17 protein-coding genes are annotated in these 17,649 nt (G+C 54.4%); 11 read left to right on the plus strand and 6 right to left on the minus strand.

The features are described 5' to 3' along the window. Window positions 1-4: 4 nt before the first annotated feature. Together ALB80_RS17135 and ALB80_RS17140 are read right to left on the minus strand one after the other, a co-directional pair. Window positions 5-760, minus strand: a complete 756-nt coding sequence (locus tag ALB80_RS17135) for a GntR family transcriptional regulator (RefSeq protein WP_050605313.1) — start codon at window positions 758-760, stop codon at window positions 5-7. Next, window positions 747-1,637 carry a BadF/BadG/BcrA/BcrD ATPase family protein gene (locus tag ALB80_RS17140; RefSeq protein ID WP_050605314.1) on the minus strand — a complete coding sequence of 297 codons (891 nt, stop codon included), beginning with the start codon at window positions 1,635-1,637 and terminating at the stop codon, window positions 747-749. Before ALB80_RS17140 ends, ALB80_RS17135 begins: the two co-directional genes overlap by 14 nt. A 159-nt stretch (window positions 1,638-1,796) precedes the next feature. On the opposite strand from ALB80_RS17140, the gene ALB80_RS17145 reads away from it, so the two are divergent. The 11 genes from ALB80_RS17145 to ALB80_RS22920 all read left to right on the plus strand — a co-directional run bounded on the left by ALB80_RS17145 (window position 1,797) and on the right by ALB80_RS22920 (window position 11,977). Continuing rightward, entirely contained in the window at window positions 1,797-2,720 is a 924-nt protein-coding gene (locus ALB80_RS17145) for an N-acetylmuramic acid 6-phosphate etherase (protein WP_050605315.1), read from the plus strand. Continuing rightward, window positions 2,717-3,967 (plus strand): ABC transporter substrate-binding protein, encoded by a 1,251-nt coding sequence (locus tag ALB80_RS17150; protein WP_050605316.1) that lies wholly within the window; start codon window positions 2,717-2,719, stop codon window positions 3,965-3,967. Before ALB80_RS17145 ends, ALB80_RS17150 begins: the two co-directional genes overlap by 4 nt. A gap of 65 nt (window positions 3,968-4,032) precedes the next feature. Continuing rightward, window positions 4,033-4,947 carry a carbohydrate ABC transporter permease gene (locus tag ALB80_RS17155; protein WP_050605317.1) on the plus strand — a complete coding sequence of 305 codons (915 nt, stop codon included), beginning with the start codon at window positions 4,033-4,035 and terminating at the stop codon, window positions 4,945-4,947. A 10-nt stretch (window positions 4,948-4,957) separates the two neighbouring features. Next, window positions 4,958-5,797, plus strand: coding sequence for a carbohydrate ABC transporter permease (locus ALB80_RS17160; RefSeq protein WP_050605318.1), 840 nt, complete (start codon window positions 4,958-4,960; stop codon window positions 5,795-5,797). Continuing rightward, window positions 5,794-6,828: a Gfo/Idh/MocA family protein gene (locus ALB80_RS17165; protein WP_050605319.1), complete on the plus strand. Its 1,035-nt coding sequence runs from the start codon at window positions 5,794-5,796 to the stop codon at window positions 6,826-6,828. Before ALB80_RS17160 ends, ALB80_RS17165 begins: the two co-directional genes overlap by 4 nt. Continuing rightward, a complete protein-coding gene (locus tag ALB80_RS17170) occupies window positions 6,825-7,826 on the plus strand; it encodes an ABC transporter ATP-binding protein (protein WP_050605320.1) in 1,002 nt (333 codons plus the stop codon). Before ALB80_RS17165 ends, ALB80_RS17170 begins: the two co-directional genes overlap by 4 nt. A gap of 231 nt (window positions 7,827-8,057) precedes the next feature. After that, window positions 8,058-8,384 carry a potassium channel family protein gene (locus tag ALB80_RS17175; protein ID WP_157054234.1) on the plus strand — a complete coding sequence of 109 codons (327 nt, stop codon included), beginning with the start codon at window positions 8,058-8,060 and terminating at the stop codon, window positions 8,382-8,384. Window positions 8,385-8,563: 179 nt separating this feature from the next. Continuing rightward, window positions 8,564-9,643: an AI-2E family transporter gene (locus tag ALB80_RS17180; RefSeq protein ID WP_050605321.1), complete on the plus strand. Its 1,080-nt coding sequence runs from the start codon at window positions 8,564-8,566 to the stop codon at window positions 9,641-9,643. Beyond that, a complete protein-coding gene (locus tag ALB80_RS17185; protein ID WP_050605322.1) occupies window positions 9,640-10,704 on the plus strand; it encodes an HlyD family secretion protein in 1,065 nt (354 codons plus the stop codon). The genes ALB80_RS17180 and ALB80_RS17185 overlap by 4 nt, the downstream gene beginning before the upstream one ends. Continuing rightward, a complete protein-coding gene (locus ALB80_RS17190) occupies window positions 10,694-11,704 on the plus strand; it encodes a DUF2955 domain-containing protein (protein WP_083445340.1) in 1,011 nt (336 codons plus the stop codon). Before ALB80_RS17185 ends, ALB80_RS17190 begins: the two co-directional genes overlap by 11 nt. 87 nt (window positions 11,705-11,791) lie before the next feature. Further along, window positions 11,792-11,977, plus strand: coding sequence for a DUF3604 domain-containing protein (locus ALB80_RS22920; RefSeq protein ID WP_371255998.1), 186 nt, complete (start codon window positions 11,792-11,794; stop codon window positions 11,975-11,977). A gap of 23 nt (window positions 11,978-12,000) precedes the next feature. Here the strand turns inward: ALB80_RS22920 and ALB80_RS17195 are convergent, their stop codons facing one another. The 4 genes from ALB80_RS17195 to ALB80_RS17210 all read right to left on the minus strand — a co-directional run bounded on the left by ALB80_RS17195 (window position 12,001) and on the right by ALB80_RS17210 (window position 17,267). Further along, window positions 12,001-12,990 (minus strand): HupE/UreJ family protein, encoded by a 990-nt coding sequence (locus tag ALB80_RS17195; protein WP_050605324.1) that lies wholly within the window; start codon window positions 12,988-12,990, stop codon window positions 12,001-12,003. Next, window positions 12,987-13,817, minus strand: coding sequence for a peptidyl-prolyl cis-trans isomerase (locus tag ALB80_RS17200; protein ID WP_050605325.1), 831 nt, complete (start codon window positions 13,815-13,817; stop codon window positions 12,987-12,989). The genes ALB80_RS17195 and ALB80_RS17200 overlap by 4 nt, the downstream gene beginning before the upstream one ends. Window positions 13,818-13,977: 160 nt before the next feature. Beyond that, on the minus strand, window positions 13,978-15,900 hold the full coding sequence (locus ALB80_RS17205; protein WP_050605326.1) for a DUF3604 domain-containing protein: 1,923 nt from the start codon (window positions 15,898-15,900) through the stop codon (window positions 13,978-13,980). 278 nt (window positions 15,901-16,178) lie between these two features. Then, entirely contained in the window at window positions 16,179-17,267 is a 1,089-nt protein-coding gene (locus ALB80_RS17210) for a hypothetical protein (RefSeq protein WP_157054236.1), read from the minus strand. Window positions 17,268-17,649: the final 382 nt, after the last annotated feature.

A 17,649-nucleotide genomic window follows, 5' to 3' on the forward strand; every position in this document is an offset into this window, starting at 1 on the left:
GCTTTCAGTTTGACAGGCGCAGCTCAGCCACAAAGTCGTAGGCATCGCCGCGATAGATTGACCGGGTCAATTCAGCGACCCGCCCGCTTTCCAGATAAGACGTACGTTGAATGCGAAGCCCGGCTGTGCCCTCCGCAACATCGAGAAGCTCTGCCTCGGGTGCTTCAAGGTTGATGGCCGAGATTTTCTGGATCGCACGCACCGGTCGGAAGCCCGTTCGTTCAAGAACCGAATAAAGTGACCCCGTCACTTCGGTGGGGTTCGGCAGAATATCAAGCGGAAGAGCTGCCCTTTCCAACGCCATCGGTCGCCCTCCCGCCTCGCGCAGGCGGTGGATTCGTGCGACCTGTTCGTTGGCCGATAATCCTAAAGCCATCATTTCCTCTGGTGATGGTAGAAAAATCCCACGCTCCAGCCACGATGAGGTCGTTTTGAGACCGCGCCGCTCCATGTCTTCGGTGAACGATGTCAAATGGGACAAGGACTGTTCGACTTTCGCCACGGGCTCCCGAACAAAGGAACCGGACCCCTGCCGTTGTTCGATTGCGCCTTTGCGCACCAGTTCCTGTATCGCCTTACGCACAGTCACGCGCGAAAGGTCTGTTAACTCGGCGATCTCTCTTTCGGGTGGCAATGAACTATTGGGGGGTAGGATGCCATCCTCAATCCCTTGCTCAAGACGTTGACGAAGCTGCACGTAGCGCGGGCCTGAACTTTGCCCCAACCATCCTTCCGGCCGCAGGAAATCAACTACATTCATGTTCAATTTCCTTCTGATACGCACGCGCCAAGGCGAGTGCACCGGACAATGGATCGCCCGCAGGCTGGCTCAGAACAGACTGCATATCCAATGGCAGATACGGCGCGTAACAAGGGCCAATGCCGCCGGTCAAGCAAATCGGCGTCCCCTCGCCCCAACCCATTCTTTTCATCATCTCGACAAGATAGTCCGCACCATCTTGCAGGATGGAAATCGCCGGTTCATCGTTCTGATCGGAGAGCTCAGTTACCAAAGGGGCAAGCGCCCCAAACTCAGACGGGGTCATCTCAGAGGCTGCTCGTACAACTCCGGCAGCTCCGCCATATCGGGACAATAGACTTCGCGCCAATTGCGAAGGGCCAGTCACCCCATCCACATATTCCAACGCTCTGGACAGCGAGCGCTTACCCACCCATTGCGCCGAAGCCTGATCGCCCAGAACCGACCCCCAGCCACCGACAAACCTCATCGATTCGCCCTTTTGCATCGCGACAAACGAACCCGTCCCACAATGGGCAACAAACCCGTCCTTGGCGCCCAACGCCCCCCGTAAGGACGCAGGCCGGTCATCTTCGATCTTCACATTCCGAAACGGCAAAGCTGCGGCAAGTTTTTTTGCAATCGCGTCACCCGTAATGCCGGCCAACCCCAGATAAGAAGGCGCTTGCTCGAACTCGGCAAGAGAATAACCAGACTGCACTGAAAGAGCCTCCAGACCGTGCCGCAATTCGATACAGGCGGCTTCAAAATCAGTGGACACGTTGGTCGCGCCAACCTCGATCTTGTGCGTCGCGCCCTCGCCACAGCGAACGGCAAGGCGGCAACGCGTTCCTCCCCCATCGGCAGCCAGAATCAGAGAACTTGATGATTGAGTCATGCAGATACCTTTATAATACCTTTTCACCTATTAGAAGTCCTAAATATTACCAAACCGCCGACATTATCGCTTAAATCGCTCAAAATACGGCTCGCAATAAAATGGTAGACTAATGGTATTCAAAAGGTATGATATCCGAGACTCTTGGGGGAGAATCACTTGAACACGCCAGCGACGGAACAACTGCATCAGGACGCGAACGGGCTAGATACCCGTCCACTGAAGGAAGTGGCCGATCTGTTGGCGCAATCGCAAGTGTCGGCGGCAAAGGCCGCACTTGACGCCCTTGGACCAATTTGCAGCGGAGCAACCGCCATGGCCGCCACCATCCGAGCGGGCGGCAAACTTCGATATCTTGCGGCAGGATCTTCCGGACTCATGGCAGCATCAGATGCGCTTGAGCTCGGCGGTACGTTTTCAATCCCTTCCGAACAAATCCGTATTCATATGGCGGGCGGATTGCCAACCAAGGCAGAAATGCCCGGCGACGTAGAGGACGCGAGTGATGGGCTGCCGCATGAACTGGCAAACATGCAGGTCAATGATACGTTGATCGCCGTCTCAGCCAGCGGCACGACCCCCTATACGATTGCAGCCGCAGAATTGGCCCGCGACAGGGGAACGCCCGTTATCGGGATCGCGAATAACGCAGGGTCGCGCCTGTTGCAGTTAGCGGATCATGCCGTGTTGCTATCCACCCCTCCTGAGCTGATTTCGGGCTCGACCCGGATGGGTGCCGGCACTGCCCAGAAAATTGCGCTCAATATGCTGTCAACTCTGATGGCCGTGGAACTTGGCCACATTCAGGATGGCATGATGATCAATCTGCGCGCCGACAACGACAAACTGCGCGCACGAGCCAACAGCATCGTGTGCCAACTGGCCGGCGTAACACCCGAGTCCGCCGAAACGGCTTTGCAGATGGCGAAAGGCAATCTCAAATGCGCAACGCTCGTCGCTGCGGGTGCCAAATCGGCAGAGGACGCACATACGCTGCTCGACGAAACCTGTGGTCACCTACGACCTGCGATGAACCTACTGAAACAAAAAAACAAAACTATCAACCTGGGAGAAAACCAATGAAACGCAAAGTTCTGAGCCTGGCTCTGATAAGCACGGCGCTGGTGACAAGCGCCTATGCGCAAGAAGCCACGTTGACAATCGAAAGCTGGCGCAACGATGATCTGGCCCTCTGGCAGGACAAGATCATCCCGGCGTTCGAGGCCGAACATCCGGATATCAAACTTGTCTTTTCTCCTTTTGCACCAACGGAATATGACGCGGCCCTGAATGCCAAGTTAGAGGCTGGCTCTGCTGGCGACATTATCACTTGTCGCCCGTTTGACCGATCGTTGGGGCTTTACGACGGCGGACATTTGTCGGACCTTTCTGATCTGGAAGCGATGTTAAACTTCTCGGACGTGGCCAAAGCGGCGTGGCAGACAGATGACGGATCGGCAACATTTTGTGTGCCGATGGCATCCGTGATTCACGGCTTCATCTACAACAAAGACGCCTTTGATGAACTGGGCATCGACGTCCCGAGCACTGAGGCTGAGTTCTTTGCTGCCTTGGGCAAGATCAAGGAAGACGGCACCTATATTCCAATGGCGATGGGCACCAACGACCAGTGGGAAGCCGCCACGATGGGCTATAACAACATCGGTCCGAACTACTGGAAAGGTGAAGAAGGTCGCCTCGCGCTGATCGAAGGGTCGCAAAAGCTGACGGATGAACAATGGGTGGCACCATATGAGACACTCGCAAAATGGAGTGAGTACCTAGGTGACGGGTATGAGGCCCAGACATATCCCGACAGCCAGAACCTGTTCACTCTTGGCCGCGCAGCGATCTATCCGGCGGGTAGCTGGGAGATTTCAGGCTTCAACACTCAGGCTGATTTTGAAATGGGCGCTTTCAAACCGCCAGTTCGGAATGCGGGCGACACCTGCTATATCTCGGACCACACGGATATCGGCATCGGTATGAATGCGGCTACTGAAAACCCCGAGGCAGCAAGGACATTCCTAGCATGGGTTGCGTCGCCTGAATTCGCCAAGATATTTGGCAACGCCCTGCCCGGTTTCTTCCCGTTGTCCAACACCCCGGTTGAGTTGGAAGATCCGCTTGCGAAGGAATTTGTAAGTTGGCGTGAAGACTGCGAAACAACGATCCGTTCGACCTATCAAATATTGTCGCGCGGCGAACCGAACCTTGAGTTGGAAACATGGAACGCGTCGGCCAATGTTGTCAGGGGCGCGGAAAGCCCTGAGGAAGCCGGTCAGCGCCTGCAGGACGGGCTGGCCAACTGGTACGCCCCGCATCAGTAAAGCCTGAGCTACTCACACCGGATGCGGCCCGCGTCGCGTCCGGCACCCTATCCCCGGAGATTCCCATGCAGACCCGCCGCATACGCTGGCACATCGCCGTTTTCCTTGCCCCTGCGGTTCTGGTCTACACGGCGGTGATGATCTTCCCTTTGTTCAACACGCTCCGCCTCGCACTGTTCACCGAGGTCGATCAGGCGCGCGTTTATGTGGGTTTAGAAAATTTTCGCACCCTGTTTTTCGACCCTATCTGGTCCGAACAGTTCTGGAACGCTTTGGGCAACAACTTCTGGTTCTTCCTGATCCACATGCTGGTACAGAACCCCATCGGCATTGCCCTGGCTGCGATCCTATCGCATCCCCGCTTGCGGTTCGCAGCACTTTACCGGTCGGCGATTTTCATACCCACAATCCTGAGTTTTGTGATCGTCGGGTTTGCCTGGAAACTGATCTTGTCACCACTCTGGGGTATCGCACCCTCGATGCTGGATGCCATTGGTCTGAAATCACTGTTTGCGCCGTGGTTGGGTAAAGAAGAATATGCGCTTACTACACTGGCACTTGTTTCGGTTTGGCAATTCGTCGGCATCCCGATGATGTTGATCTATGCCGCCCTGCTGTCGATCCCCGAGGAAATCCTTGAGGCCGGAGAAATCGACGGGATCACCGGGGCTTCCGCCTTCTGGAAGATCAAACTGCCGCTGATCCTGCCGTCGATCGGCATCATCTCGATCCTGACATTCGTGGGTAATTTCAATGCGTTCGACCTGATTTACGTGTCTCAGGGGGCACTGGCAGGGCCGGATTTCTCGACCGACATCCTTGGCACGTTCATGTACCGCACCTTCTTTGGCTTCCAACTGCAACTGGGTGATCCACATATGGGATCCGCCATCGCAGGGGCCATGTTCGCGATCATCCTCGTGGGGGTCTGCATCTACCTCTTCGGCATCCAGACCCGGATGCGCCGGTATCAGTTGTGAGGGCACTGCAATGAACAAAGCACGCTCAAACCCGCTGAACACGGCGGCCATGCATGGGGCGCTGATCCTCTATACGTTGATCGCCCTGTTCCCGGTCTTCGTCATCATCATCAACAGTTTCAAAACCCGCCGCGCCATCTTTCGCGAGCCCCTCGCCCTGCCCGATGCCGAGAGCTTTTCGCTGATCGGCTACCAGACCGTGATGAAACAAGGGGACTTCTTCCTTTATTTCCAGAACTCGCTGATCGTCACTGTGGTGTCACTGACTTTCATACTGCTGTTCGGTGCGATGGCCGCCTTCGCGCTCAGCGAATACCGGTTCAAGGGCAACCTGCTGATGGGCCTCTATCTGGCGCTTGGGATCATGATCCCGATCCGCATCGGCACTGTCGCCATACTGGATTTGATGGTGGCCACGGGTCTGGTGAACACGCTTTGGGCCTTGATCTTTGTCTACACAGCACAGGGGCTGCCGCTGGCCGTCTTTATCCTGTCCGAGTTCATGCGACAGGTCTCGGACGACCTGAAGGATGCGGGTCGGATCGATGGGTTGTCGGAATACACAATCTTCTTCCGTCTGGTCTTGCCCCTTGTCCGCCCAGCCATGGCAACAGTTGCCGTGTTCAACATGATCCCCATCTGGAACGACCTCTGGTTCCCGTTGATCCTGGCACCTGCGGAAGAAACCAAAACCCTGACGCTGGGCAGCCAGGTTTTCATTGGCCAATTCGTGACCGACTGGAATGCGGTTCTGTCTGCGCTCAGCATGGCGATCTTGCCGGTGCTGGTGCTCTACGTCATCTTCTCGCGCCAACTGATCCGCGGCATCACTTCAGGAGCTGTCAAATGACCCGAGTTCTGATTGCCGGCCTTGGCAATATGGGCCTGAGCCACGCGCTGGCGCATCACCACCATCCAGACGCGCAGATCGTGGGGCTGGTGAACCGGTCCGGCCGTGTGGATCACCCCGAACTGTCATCCTATCCCGCCTATTCGGATTTTCAGGCTGCTCTGGCCGCGACACGGCCGGATCTCGTGATTGTCGCCACCTATTCCGACAGCCACGCCGATTATGCCTGCGCCGCGATGGAGGCAGGCGCGCATGTGTTCGTTGAAAAACCGCTGGCGACCACTGTGGCCGATGCCAAACGTGTTGCCGACAAAGCCGCCCGGACCAATCGCAAGCTGGTGATCGGCTACATCCTGCGCCATCACCCTTCTTGGATGCGCCTGATCTCGGAAGCCCGCGACCTTGGCGGACCTTATGTGTTCCGCCTGAACCTGAACCAGCAAAGCAGCGGGGCCGAGTGGGAAACGCATAAGGCGCTGATGCAGACCACTTCTCCTATCGTTGATTGCGGCGTGCATTACGTCGATGTGATGTGCCAGATCACCGACTCGGATCCGGTGCGTGTGCACGGCATGGGCCTGCGCCTGAGCGATGAGATCGCTGAAGACATGTATAACTACGGCCAGTTTCAGGTGGTTTTTGAGGATGGCTCGGTCGGCTGGTACGAGGCCGGTTGGGGGCCGATGATGTCTGAGACCGCGTTTTTCGTTAAAGACATCGTGTCCCCCAACGGGTCGGTTTCGATCACCGATGGCAATACGGGCGCATCCGCAGATATCGACGGCCATACCAAGGTTGGCGGCCTCCTGGTCCACCGCCCTGAGGGCGACCAGATAATCGAGATGCCGGATGAACCCGGCCATCAGGAACTCTGCGACGCCGAACAAGCCTATATGCTGCGCGCCATCGCCGAGGATATTGACCTGACCCGCCACATGAACGACGCCGTGCAATCGCTGGCCATCTGCCTGGCTGCGGATGAAAGCATCCGCACCGGTCAACCCATTTCGCTGAAAGAGGCTCGCACATGACTGCCCTGACGCTTACGAACGTGAACAAATCCTTCGGCTCCGTCGAGGTTCTGAATGATATCAATATCGAAGTGGACGAAGGTGAATTTGTCGTCTTCGTCGGACCCTCGGGTTGCGGCAAGTCGACCCTTTTGCGCGTAATCGCGGGGCTTGAAGATGTGTCATCGGGCGAAGTGCGCATTGGTGGCGAACTGATGAACCTCATTCCGCCTTCCAAACGCGGCATCGCGATGGTGTTCCAGAGCTACGCGCTTTACCCGCACCTGAATGTGCGTAAGAACATGTCACTGGCGTTGAAACAGGAAGGTCAGAGCAAGCAGGTCATCGAAGAGCGCGTCGCCAAGGCCAGCAAGATGCTTAATCTGGAGCCTTACATCGACCGCTACCCTTCGGAATTGTCCGGCGGTCAGCGCCAACGTGTCGCCATCGGTCGCGCGATTGTTCGTGAACCCAAATTGTTCCTGTTCGACGAACCCCTGTCCAATCTGGACGCAGCTCTGCGTATGAACACGCGGCTAGAAATCGCGAATTTGCATCAGCAGCTTGATGCTTCAATGATTTATGTGACTCATGACCAAACCGAAGCAATGACGTTAGCTGACAAGATCGTCGTACTGCGCGACGGGCACGTTGAACAGGTCGGCACCCCGATGGAGCTGTACAACAATCCAGCCAATCAGTTTGTCGCAGGCTTCCTTGGCGCGCCATCGATGAATTTCTTCCCCGCCAGTCTGATCGGCGAAAGCACAGATGTTACGACGGGAATCCGCCCCGAGGATTTGTTTCTGTCCGATGACGGGCCTGTCGCTGCCGACGTCACCCATATCGAGCATCTGGGTGGCGATACCAATATTATCGCAAGGATGCAGGACCATCAGATCACTGCGCGCCTGTTTGGCCAGCATCAGCTTGATGTGGGTCGAACTGTCCGGTTCGGGTTTTCGCTGGACCGGGTCTTTCGCTTTGACCCACAGGGCAAGCGCTTGGATAACGCTTAAACAGCATAATCACAGCATCCAGACCAACAGAACCATCGTTCAAGGATCATTCGAACTTTAGCGGCCGGTAGCACAGGAAAGTTGGGAGAGAACCCAAAGCGGTAAAGCTAGACATTTGCTTGGGCCTCGATCCCGCACGCGGATTAGGGCCAAACAGTTGATTGTCTAAGATTTTCTCAGTTAAATTCACAAAATGATATGCATAAATGATTTGACTGTTAAGATGGCTCTATGAATTCACTAACCAGAATAACCCGAGGGATAGGCGTTGCCTTAAAAGATGGCAGGGTAAAGGGCCTTCTTGCCTTCACAACCGGTATGATCTTATGGGCGTCGGTGTTTTACCACTATGTCGAAGGCTGGAGCTGGCTCGATTCCATCTACTTTTCTGTCGTGACCATTTCGACGGTGGGCTTCGGCGACTTTTCTCCTGAAACTGCGGCAGGGAAGGTCTTTACGATGGTGTATATCATTGTGGGCCTCGGCGTCTTCGTGACTGCGGCGACCACTGTGGCGGACACAATCCTGTCGCAGGATGATGACAAAAAGCAAAAATAGGCCCCAAAGAACAAAACCGAAAACGGTTAGTGCGCAGACGGCCTTTGTCTGAGCGGCCTGAACCGCAGCCCGAATTCATGAGAGTCTTCAAGCTGCTACCTGTCTCCAAATTTTAAAAAAATATACATATTATGTTTTTTGAGTGTAATATTCAAAAAAACAATTAGCGGAGGGACGGAATGGAAAAGACTCAGGACGCCAAGATTGTCGACCTCGCAATACGATTGCTCTTTCTCGGATTATTCCTCTACAGCGCGCTGGTCATGATTGCTCCGCTTGCCAGCGTGGTCATCTGGGCCACGATACTCTGCGTCGCTCTCTATCCGGTTTTCGATTGGCTGCAGTCCAAGCTGGGCGGGCGGAAGAAACTTGCCGCAACGATCCTGGTTTTGCTGGGTCTTGTTCTGACCCTAGGACCGGTGGCAACGGCGGTATCTGGCGCTGCAGAGCTTGGTTCAGGGTTTGCCGAACAGGCCGACAAGGGCGAGCTGAAAATCCCCCCGGCACCCGAGGGCCTGAAGGAGTTACCGTTGGTAGGCGAAAAAATTGCCGATGTTTGGGGAATGTTTGAACGGAACCTGGATGGGGCACTTGCCAAGTACGGAGCGCAGATCCTTGAGATTACCAAGTCCCTTTTCGGCAAGGTTCTGGGAATCGGAATTGGCCTTCTCGGCTTGGCTTTGTCCGTGTTGATCATGGGTGCCCTGTTCAGCCCCGGACCAAATCTGGTTCAAGGTTTGCAACGTTTTGCCAACCGTGTCTTTGCACCACGTGGCGGTGAGTTCGTTACGCTTGCAGGCGCTACGATCCGAAACGTGACAAAAGGCGTAATCGGTGTGGCGGCCATTCAGGCGGTCGTCGTTTGGCTATTGTTAGTGCTGTTCGGAATCAACTCGGCCGCGACGCTGGCTTTTATCTGCCTGATACTTTCGATTATCCAGATTGGCCCCGGTTTGGTTCTTCTGCCGGTGATCATCTACGCATGGAGTACAATGTCTGGCGGCACGGCTTTGATCTTCACCATACTGGCCGTTCCTGTCACCATAATGGACAGTTTCCTGCGTCCGGTGTTCATCTCAAAAGGTCTTGAGACACCTATGCTTGTGATCCTCATCGGTGTTCTTGGGGGCATGATGGCCTATGGCCTGATCGGCATATTCATGGGACCGGTTCTGTTCGCTGTTTTCTATGAGCTGTTCAAAGTCTGGATCGACGCCTCACCCGATGCCGAAGACGCCGCTGAAGGAGCGGCAAAATGAGAAAGACAATTTGGACAACGCTGGCCATCATTCTGGTCTTTCTTGTCTGGTACCTAGTTGCCGATCGGAAAACACCGTTCACCGGAAACGCCAGAGTGAAGGCCGTCGCGACCCAAATCGTCCCGCAGGTCACAGGAACAGTGACCGAAGTCCTTGTTGAAAACGGTCAGGTCGTCTCGGCTGGTGATGTACTGGTTCGAATTGATTCCAGGCCCTATGAGATTGAACGTGACAAGGCGGAAGCCGATCTTGAGGCGGCCACGCAGGAAGTGGGCGCATCCTCGGCAGAGGTGAGTGCAGCGCAGGCCAAACTGGCAAGGGCGCAAAGTGATCTCGACACAATGCGCATTCAATCCGAACGTGTGTTTGCACTTGAAAAGAAAGGGTTGATTGCCGTCTCAAAGGCCGATGACGCACGCGGAAAACTGGCGGAGTCGGAGGCGAATTTTGAGAATGCCAAGGCGGATCTGGAAAAAGCCAAACAAAGGCTGGGTGATGACGGTATCGAAAACCCCAAAATCCAGCGCGCATTGGCCGCTTTGGCAGATGCAGAGCTGAACATTGAATGGACGGAACTGCGTGCTCCGGCGACGGGTGTCATATCCAATCTGTTGATCGCCCCCGGCACCTATGCCCGGTCTGGCCAAGACCTTTTGACGTTTTTGGATGCAACGGACGTCTGGATTGAGGCGTACTTTACCGAGAACAACCTCGGCCGGGCTTCGGTAGGATCGCCAGTTGACGTCGTGCTGGACATGCATCCGGGCAAGATTGTTCCAGGCGTGATCGAGAGCTTCAGCGCAGCCGTCTCGCTAAGCGGCGGTGATGAACCGGGCCAGTTGGCAAGTCCACCAAGCACCAAAGGCTTTCTGCGCGAACCAGAACGGTTTCCCGTGCGGATTGTGCTGCCAGGGTACGAAGCGGGAAGCACCGAAGATGATCTTCGCTTCCAACTCAACGGGCAGGCCGATGTGATCATGTATCTGAGCGACAACTCGTTCCTGAACATGGTCGGTCGGACCTATATCCGTCTGGTTTCAATCCTGTCTTATGCGTACTGAGGACCGGAACTCTGTTATTCGACTTGCGCTGGGTGTGACCAGCGTCTTCGCCCTGGGCCTGTTATTAGGGTGGCCGCTTGCCGTGGTTGGGGCGGTATTCACTGCCCTGTTCCTTCAGGCACCCGCTGCATTGCCCTTGGCAGCATTCGCCAAGCTGTTCGTCTTTTCGATCGGATTGATGTTCGTTTCCTTCTTTTTGTCGTCGGTTTTTGCGCCATATCCCGTGGTGTTCCTCATATTGGTGGCCATAGGGATAATCCTGTCATTCACATGGTCGGTTTCAGGGGCAGGAGTTTTACCCGGTGTCATAGCCCTCATGGGTGCGTTGATGATTCCAAACCTTGTATTGCAGTCGCAGGATTTGGCATTGGTGCTTGTGTTCTGGATTCCTTTAAACCTGCTATTTGCAGGGTTCGTGTCGACGCTGATGTTTGTGGTGGTACCAGCCGAACCTCAGACTGCCGCTCAGAAGAAAGCCCAGGCGTCTTCGGAATTTGACCCCCATCGCCGGATCGTCAGAATGTCGCTCGTCACGGTTCCGTTTGCTATGGCGTTTTTCATCTCAGGCGCGTCAGCCTTGCTAGTTCTGTTCTTCGTCGCGCTTCTAAGCCAACAACTTGCTGCGATGCCGTCCATGGGCAAAACGGTCGCCAAGGCCATGCTAACGGCAAACCTGCTGGGCGCGGCGGTGTCGATCCTTTGCTATGAAATAAACGTCATCGCGCCAGTTATTCTAACACCCATTCTGTTGTGTTTGTTCTTCTGCTTCACCCTCGGAACGCTCGGGAAATCGCAAATCCCACTCGCTGCCGCAGCTGGCTCGGCGTTAACGACAATGCTGATCGTATATGGCGGTTCGATTTCACCATTTTCGGATGAAGCCGACGTCAAAAGTATCACTCGTGTGTTGCAGGTCGCTGGTGCCGCTTTCTTCGTGATTGCCGCGTATATCGTGGTGGATGAATTCTGGCCTGAGAAAAACCAACCCTTAACAGAGTAAGCTTCATCGCATGGCAGGATTTGCTGCTAAGCGGAAGCTTTCCATGTTGCCGAGGACACCTACCCTTACACGATTTGAGCCGCCGCATTGGGCGGCTATTGGGGTGATCTGGGAATGGTACCTTCTGATCGCGCTATGTTTTTCGTCCGTGTCCGTGAAATCCCAAAGTCCCGACGGACCCACGTTTTTGGTGTCGAAACGCCCGAAGGGGCCGAGATGCGGTTAGCCGATCGCGCGTACACCATACCAATCTGGCCTAAACCGGCAGAGTGAATTGCGGACACTGAGTGCTGACGTCAGAATCCGCTTATGCGCTCGATGAGCCAGTACATCGACACCGAACCGATGCCGTAAGCGGTCAGTGCGGTCGCCCCTCGACCCGTCGGAAGAGCGATCATTCGCCAGATCCCCAAGAGAAGCGCCAGCGCAGCGATAAAACTCAACTGACCGGCTTCGACGCCAATGTTGAAGGCAAGCAAGGCCGCAGGAATATCGTCTGAAGGTAATCCAATTTCGGCCAAAGCCCCGGCAAAACCGAGACCATGCAAAAGCCCAAACCCGAAACAAACGATCCAGGGTTTTTGCTTTGAAAGCCGGAACCGGCCTTCTCCGCCTTTGACAATCTCCATCGCCAGAAAAACGATGGATAGTGCAATGACGGCCTCAACCGGCGGGCCGGGAACGTTCAAAACGCCAAAGGTTGCCAGCGCCAAGGTTATTGAATGCGCAAGTGTGAAGGCCGTTACAGCCCCCACCAATCTCCACGGATCACGAACCAGAATAAACAGCGCGAAGACAAACAGAAGGTGATCCCAGCCTTCCAGTATGTGCTCAAACCCCAACTGGAAATAGGCGATAAAAACGGACCACGTTGTCTGTTCGGAGGGTATGTTTTGAACGGTCGCGTCTGGGGTAAATAAAAGCGTGGTAGGATCAGCCTCTAGCGGGTGCAAACGTACCAATACATCGTTCTTTTGGGTCTCCAAGCCCTCAATCTCAATGGGTTGGCCCGCGATATCCGCGCGGCACTCTACGACCCAGGATGAAACCCATGCTCGGCTGTCGGAAACCGGATTTGGTCCGCGTGCCGGAGCGCAGCCATCTGGCAATATCGCATCGATCGCCATCGGTTGACCATTTACATCGGGTTTTCGCCAATGAACGCTCCACGTGCCCGGCCCGATTTGGCGAATTTCCAGATATCCCGGATCAAGCGCGTGCGCATAGGCGTTACCTCCGGGCCACGCGAACAGCAGCGCAAAAAGTAAGAAAATCAACACTCTCATTTGGCCGGGCCTGCAAGCTCGGGCGCCATAATCTGATAGCTGTCGGCAAGAGATTCATATTGTGCCTGCGCCAGATCTTCGCTCATAACGCGCCGCCAATCCCGCAGTACGGCATCGTGAATATCTGCCAATGGAGGCGTTTGACTAAGCTCAACTGCGTTCACACGAACAAGATGGACCCCGTAACCCGACTGAACCGGCCCAACCCACCGACCTGTTTCAACCTCTGCGAAACGCGTGGAAAATCCTGCACCAAAGACCGAGTCGATTACTTTGGTCGCGGTCAACGGCATCGAAGCGGGCAGCAGAGTGGAGCCCGCCACATCAAATGGGTCTTGCTCTTCGCGCAAAGCGGTCAGAGCCTTCTCAATTTCGACTTCGCTTGCCTCTTCACCCAAAAAGACTTGCGTGAACGCCACCTTTTCGGATGTTGCATAGCGTTCAGGGTTTTGTTGGAGAAAGGCTTCCAAGTCTTCGTCTTCCGGAACAACTGATGTCGCAATCGCTTCAGTCAGAAAATCCATCTTTTGGCTCAGTCGTGTCCTGATCAAGGTATCCCCGCGATCAAGACCAAGTTTTCTCGCCTCTCTGACCAAAACCTCTTCACGAATGGACGCATCGATCAAAGCTTTTAGCTCGGTATCGTTTGGCGGGCGTTTCCACCGTGCTTCGAACTGAATAGCCAACAGCGCGACATCATCTTCGTCGATTACTATCGTCTCGAGGTTTTCGACAACCTCATCATCCGGCGCGACAATATGAAACCAAATAAAAATTGCCGCTCCAATCAAGAAGAAATGGAACAGAGGTTCTTTCAGTACTCGCATGAAGTCTCCTGCGTAAAACGTTCTCTGGTTCTACGTACAGATGCTGGCATTATCGGTTTGGGTTAGGCAAGAAAATGGACGCTTTGCGCGTTGCAGAAAAATTGCACAGCGGCCGAGGTAGCGGTCACTACCCCGGCCTGCAGCTTCGTGAAAACCCGGGTCACTCGGCTGGTGTGTACCAAATCGGTGACGAATACGCGCGTTCCTGATGTGTAAGAACCGCATCCTCGGGCAAGTCGATGCCATATTTCAGCTTATCATACAGGATCCAACGCGGCGTTGGGATTTCCAGGGCGCGGACGTAGTAAAACGCGCGCGAATTTGGATCGAAATCCGGATCTGACCACACGGTTATCAGTTCGGCCGTTCCAATTGTGTTGGTCCAGCTAGCGGTGTCAATGTCCACGGTGTTTCCAACCGAAGGGACCTTGCCGTTTTGATCAACCTCACGGTTATCCGACCACGCGACGTCATAAACTTTCTCCTGCAAGGCACCTTCGGAATCGAGCCACCCCTTGATCACTTGCACACGATCCAGGTTGGCACCGACCGGATCGCGCAGAGCTGCGATCAGGAAGCCGGGCGCACCGTCACCCTCGCGTGGGCGCAGGTCCGAGCCCATTGGAACACCTTTGGTATAGCCTACATTGGCAAGGAAGCGGGTTTCCATGTCCGAGTCATTGAAATCCCACCCGCCAAAGAACCGCAGACCGATCCTTGGTCCGGTCGTTGCATAAGTTTCGCGGCGCTTGAACGCTTCAAAGATCGCGGCGCGCGTATTCTCGGTAGCCCAGACAGCCGTGTATCCAGACGCGACAAGGAGGTCGCCGGGAATTTCGCCAAGTTCATTTGCAATGAAAGGATGCTCGATCCGTGAAGCCGAAGGTTCGACACTGACCGACTTTCCAAAGAAGTTGTCTTCCTCGGCAGTGGCCAAAGACGTATGGCTGTCCGTCGCGCCGCCCATACCGAACTTATAGGGGTTCACGCCGAACTTTTCTTCCAGCATCAATCCGCGTTTCAGCGCCTCGCGGGCGTATTCGCCAGCCAGCATGTCATCGGTCTTCAACTCGGTGATATCAAGATTGCCGACGTCCCAGTTTTCGTAATCCGCAAATTCGTCATCAGGACTCAGGAATGGGTGTGCTTCGCCGTCGCCCTTGATCTGCGTGACCTCATAGTGGGGCTCCCACTTCGCGCGGGCCGCCACGTATTCCTCGTCAACTTTGCCGCCGTGATACGTGTCTTCGGTAGGGAACATCCATCCATTCGACAAGTTGCCGTTATGGGCAAAGGCAACGGCGCGTCCCCCTGTTTTCTCCTGATACTCTTCAAGCCAAGCATAAAGCGATTTTGGGTCTGTATTGCCGTAGGGAGGTTGGGTGACCGGAGGCACCATCTGCAAGGCCCGGATCGGCCCGTCACGCAGCATGACATTCCGGTGCAGGTTAAAACCCTTGGGGACCGAGGTCCACTCGAACCCGATGAACGCTGTAAAATTACCCGGATCATTGTGTCTCTCGGCTGCCAGAACGATGTGCTCCCAAGTGAAGGCAAAAGCGTCGGCGCCAGGGCTGTAAGACTCAAGAAGAATTTCCGGCAGGGTCATTTGCGAAAAGTTGGTGATGATATCAAAGGCGGTTTTTCCCGCCTCCTCGCCGCCCGCTTTGTATCCTTCGTACCATTCCAAACCTTTGGGATCAGAAATAACACCGGGCTTGCCGGCCTGTAGATCCGGGGCAAACCCCATCAGGTCAGTATGATCGGTAAGAACCATCCAATCCAATGGTCGGGCCAGCCTTACTGCTTGACCGGTGGACGAAATGACCTGCTCACCCTTTGCAAAGCGCCACGCTTCATCCGGCAGCAAAGTATTCCCAAACGCACCGGCGTCCAGCGAAAGCCCGGTGTGCAAGTGTGTGTCGCCCCAAAGTGGACGTTCCGGGAAGGTGCGCTGCGCGTAGGGGGAATACGGTTGATCGGAAAACAAACCTTCAGCTGCCTGTTGGCTCGGAACGGCGTCGGCCAGACCATTTGTTGGTGCCAGTAGCAGCGATAGAATACAGACAGAAATTCGATTCATAGTGCCCCTCAAATGCAAAATTTTATCGCGAAATCGCGGAGACTTTAGCGGATCTTTTATATTCGATTTTGTTTATATCACACCTGACCTGCCCGTGTTAATTGATTTGTTCGCCCTGTCTTTTTCAGTGCCAACCATCAAAGGTTGGAAGATGTAGATCACATGCTGCTGAGAAGCCTCAGAGCCGGAAACAAGCATTTCGTTGCGGGCTTGGTTTGGCCAGCAGAAAGATTGGACAATCAAAGTTGTCAATAGTTACCGGAAATTCCAAAACCACTCTACTCAGACGGTAAATCAGTTCCCAAAACGATGCTGATCATAAACTGAGTTGCAGGGTCTGTTTCTTCCAAAGCGGCCAAAGCCTCAAACTGTTGGTGCAGAGCCGTTTGGCCCCACCCTCGTGTTCCAGCAGCGATTTGGATGGCTAAATCACTGTTTTTCTGAAGCGCCTCAGACAATGTTTGTACAGCTTTTGGCCTTAACGTCGGCTGCGTTGAACCGGCCTCGGTTAAAGCCCGGATCAGTGATTTCCTGTCTTCTGACGTCATTTTCGGGTCTTGAAGTGCGACACCAATTGCGCTGATCGCAGTTTCTTTATCTGCTTCTATGCCGGCAATTGCCCACTCGTAGTTATTGAAACCGCCTGACTTCAAGGAATTAGTGAAGCGAGAGCGCACAATTGAGCGCGCTTGTGGATCAGTTTGTAACCCGAGCAGCCGAATTGCGGCCGACCTGTATGCAAAGCGCTTCAAGTCATTCAGCTCATCCAAAATTTGGCTGGTAGAGGATTTGCCACCTATCGGACGCACAAGTGCATACGGCGCGTGACCGATTTCGACCAGGGCCATGTTATGCAGTGATTGATCCGGGTGCCACAAATACTCAGCAAAGAACAAAACCCGCTCGGGGCTGTCCGTTTCTCCATAGGCCCACAGTCGGCCGGTGGTTTGAAGCCTATCCAGAAACTCGCGTCTTTCCGGGTTCATGATGAATATACGTCGCCAGCGTCTTGAAAACCCACGCCCAGCGCTGTCCTTGTAGGTCGGTCCATAGGTCAGCAGGACGGCTCGCGTTGTATCCGATCGAAATGCCCTGCGCGTAACGCTATCAATCAAGAAAGGAATCTCAGGTACGGCATTGAGCCGTTCGCTACCCCCTTTGAGAATCTTTTTCGCCTTATATCTGAATGGGTTCTCTGATGCCGGGCCGGCCAATACGATGACATCCGCGGACAGTATGTGATCCGCAATGGATGCGTCCGGCAGTTCAGTACAAACCACACAGGCGTACGAAGCACGGGGTGTCATTAGCCCGAGTACGCATAGTACAACTGCAAAAAATCTCTTCATTTTCGACCAATCACACATGACTGTCACAAGTGGGAAACGTCACCGACTTTCGAATGATATCACAAAAACTGAATGTGGAATATCGTTGGTGTCTTCAGCGTTTCATGTCAATCGCTGGACTTTGTTAACCCAATGGATTGCCTTTTGCGGCCATGTCTCTCTGCAACAGAGACGTTAACAACCGAGCAAAGATTTCGGTTAAAAGGTATCCTTAGAAAGCCACGCTTTGATATCTTTCTTCCGAGCGCCTCTGTATTCTGCGTTTTTAAGATGCTCTTTCGAGATGTCACTTTTTTTCAGAACCTTCAGGCTCCTTTTTTCTTCTAGGTCCAAACGCAGGCGATCTTGTGATCTTCATCAGATTCAGCACCCATAATTACACCCTGCATTTAGGTTCAGG

The organism is Ruegeria sp. 6PALISEP08, from assembly GCF_001238295.1.
In the GTDB taxonomy this organism is placed as follows: Bacteria; Pseudomonadota; Alphaproteobacteria; order Rhodobacterales; family Rhodobacteraceae; genus Ruegeria.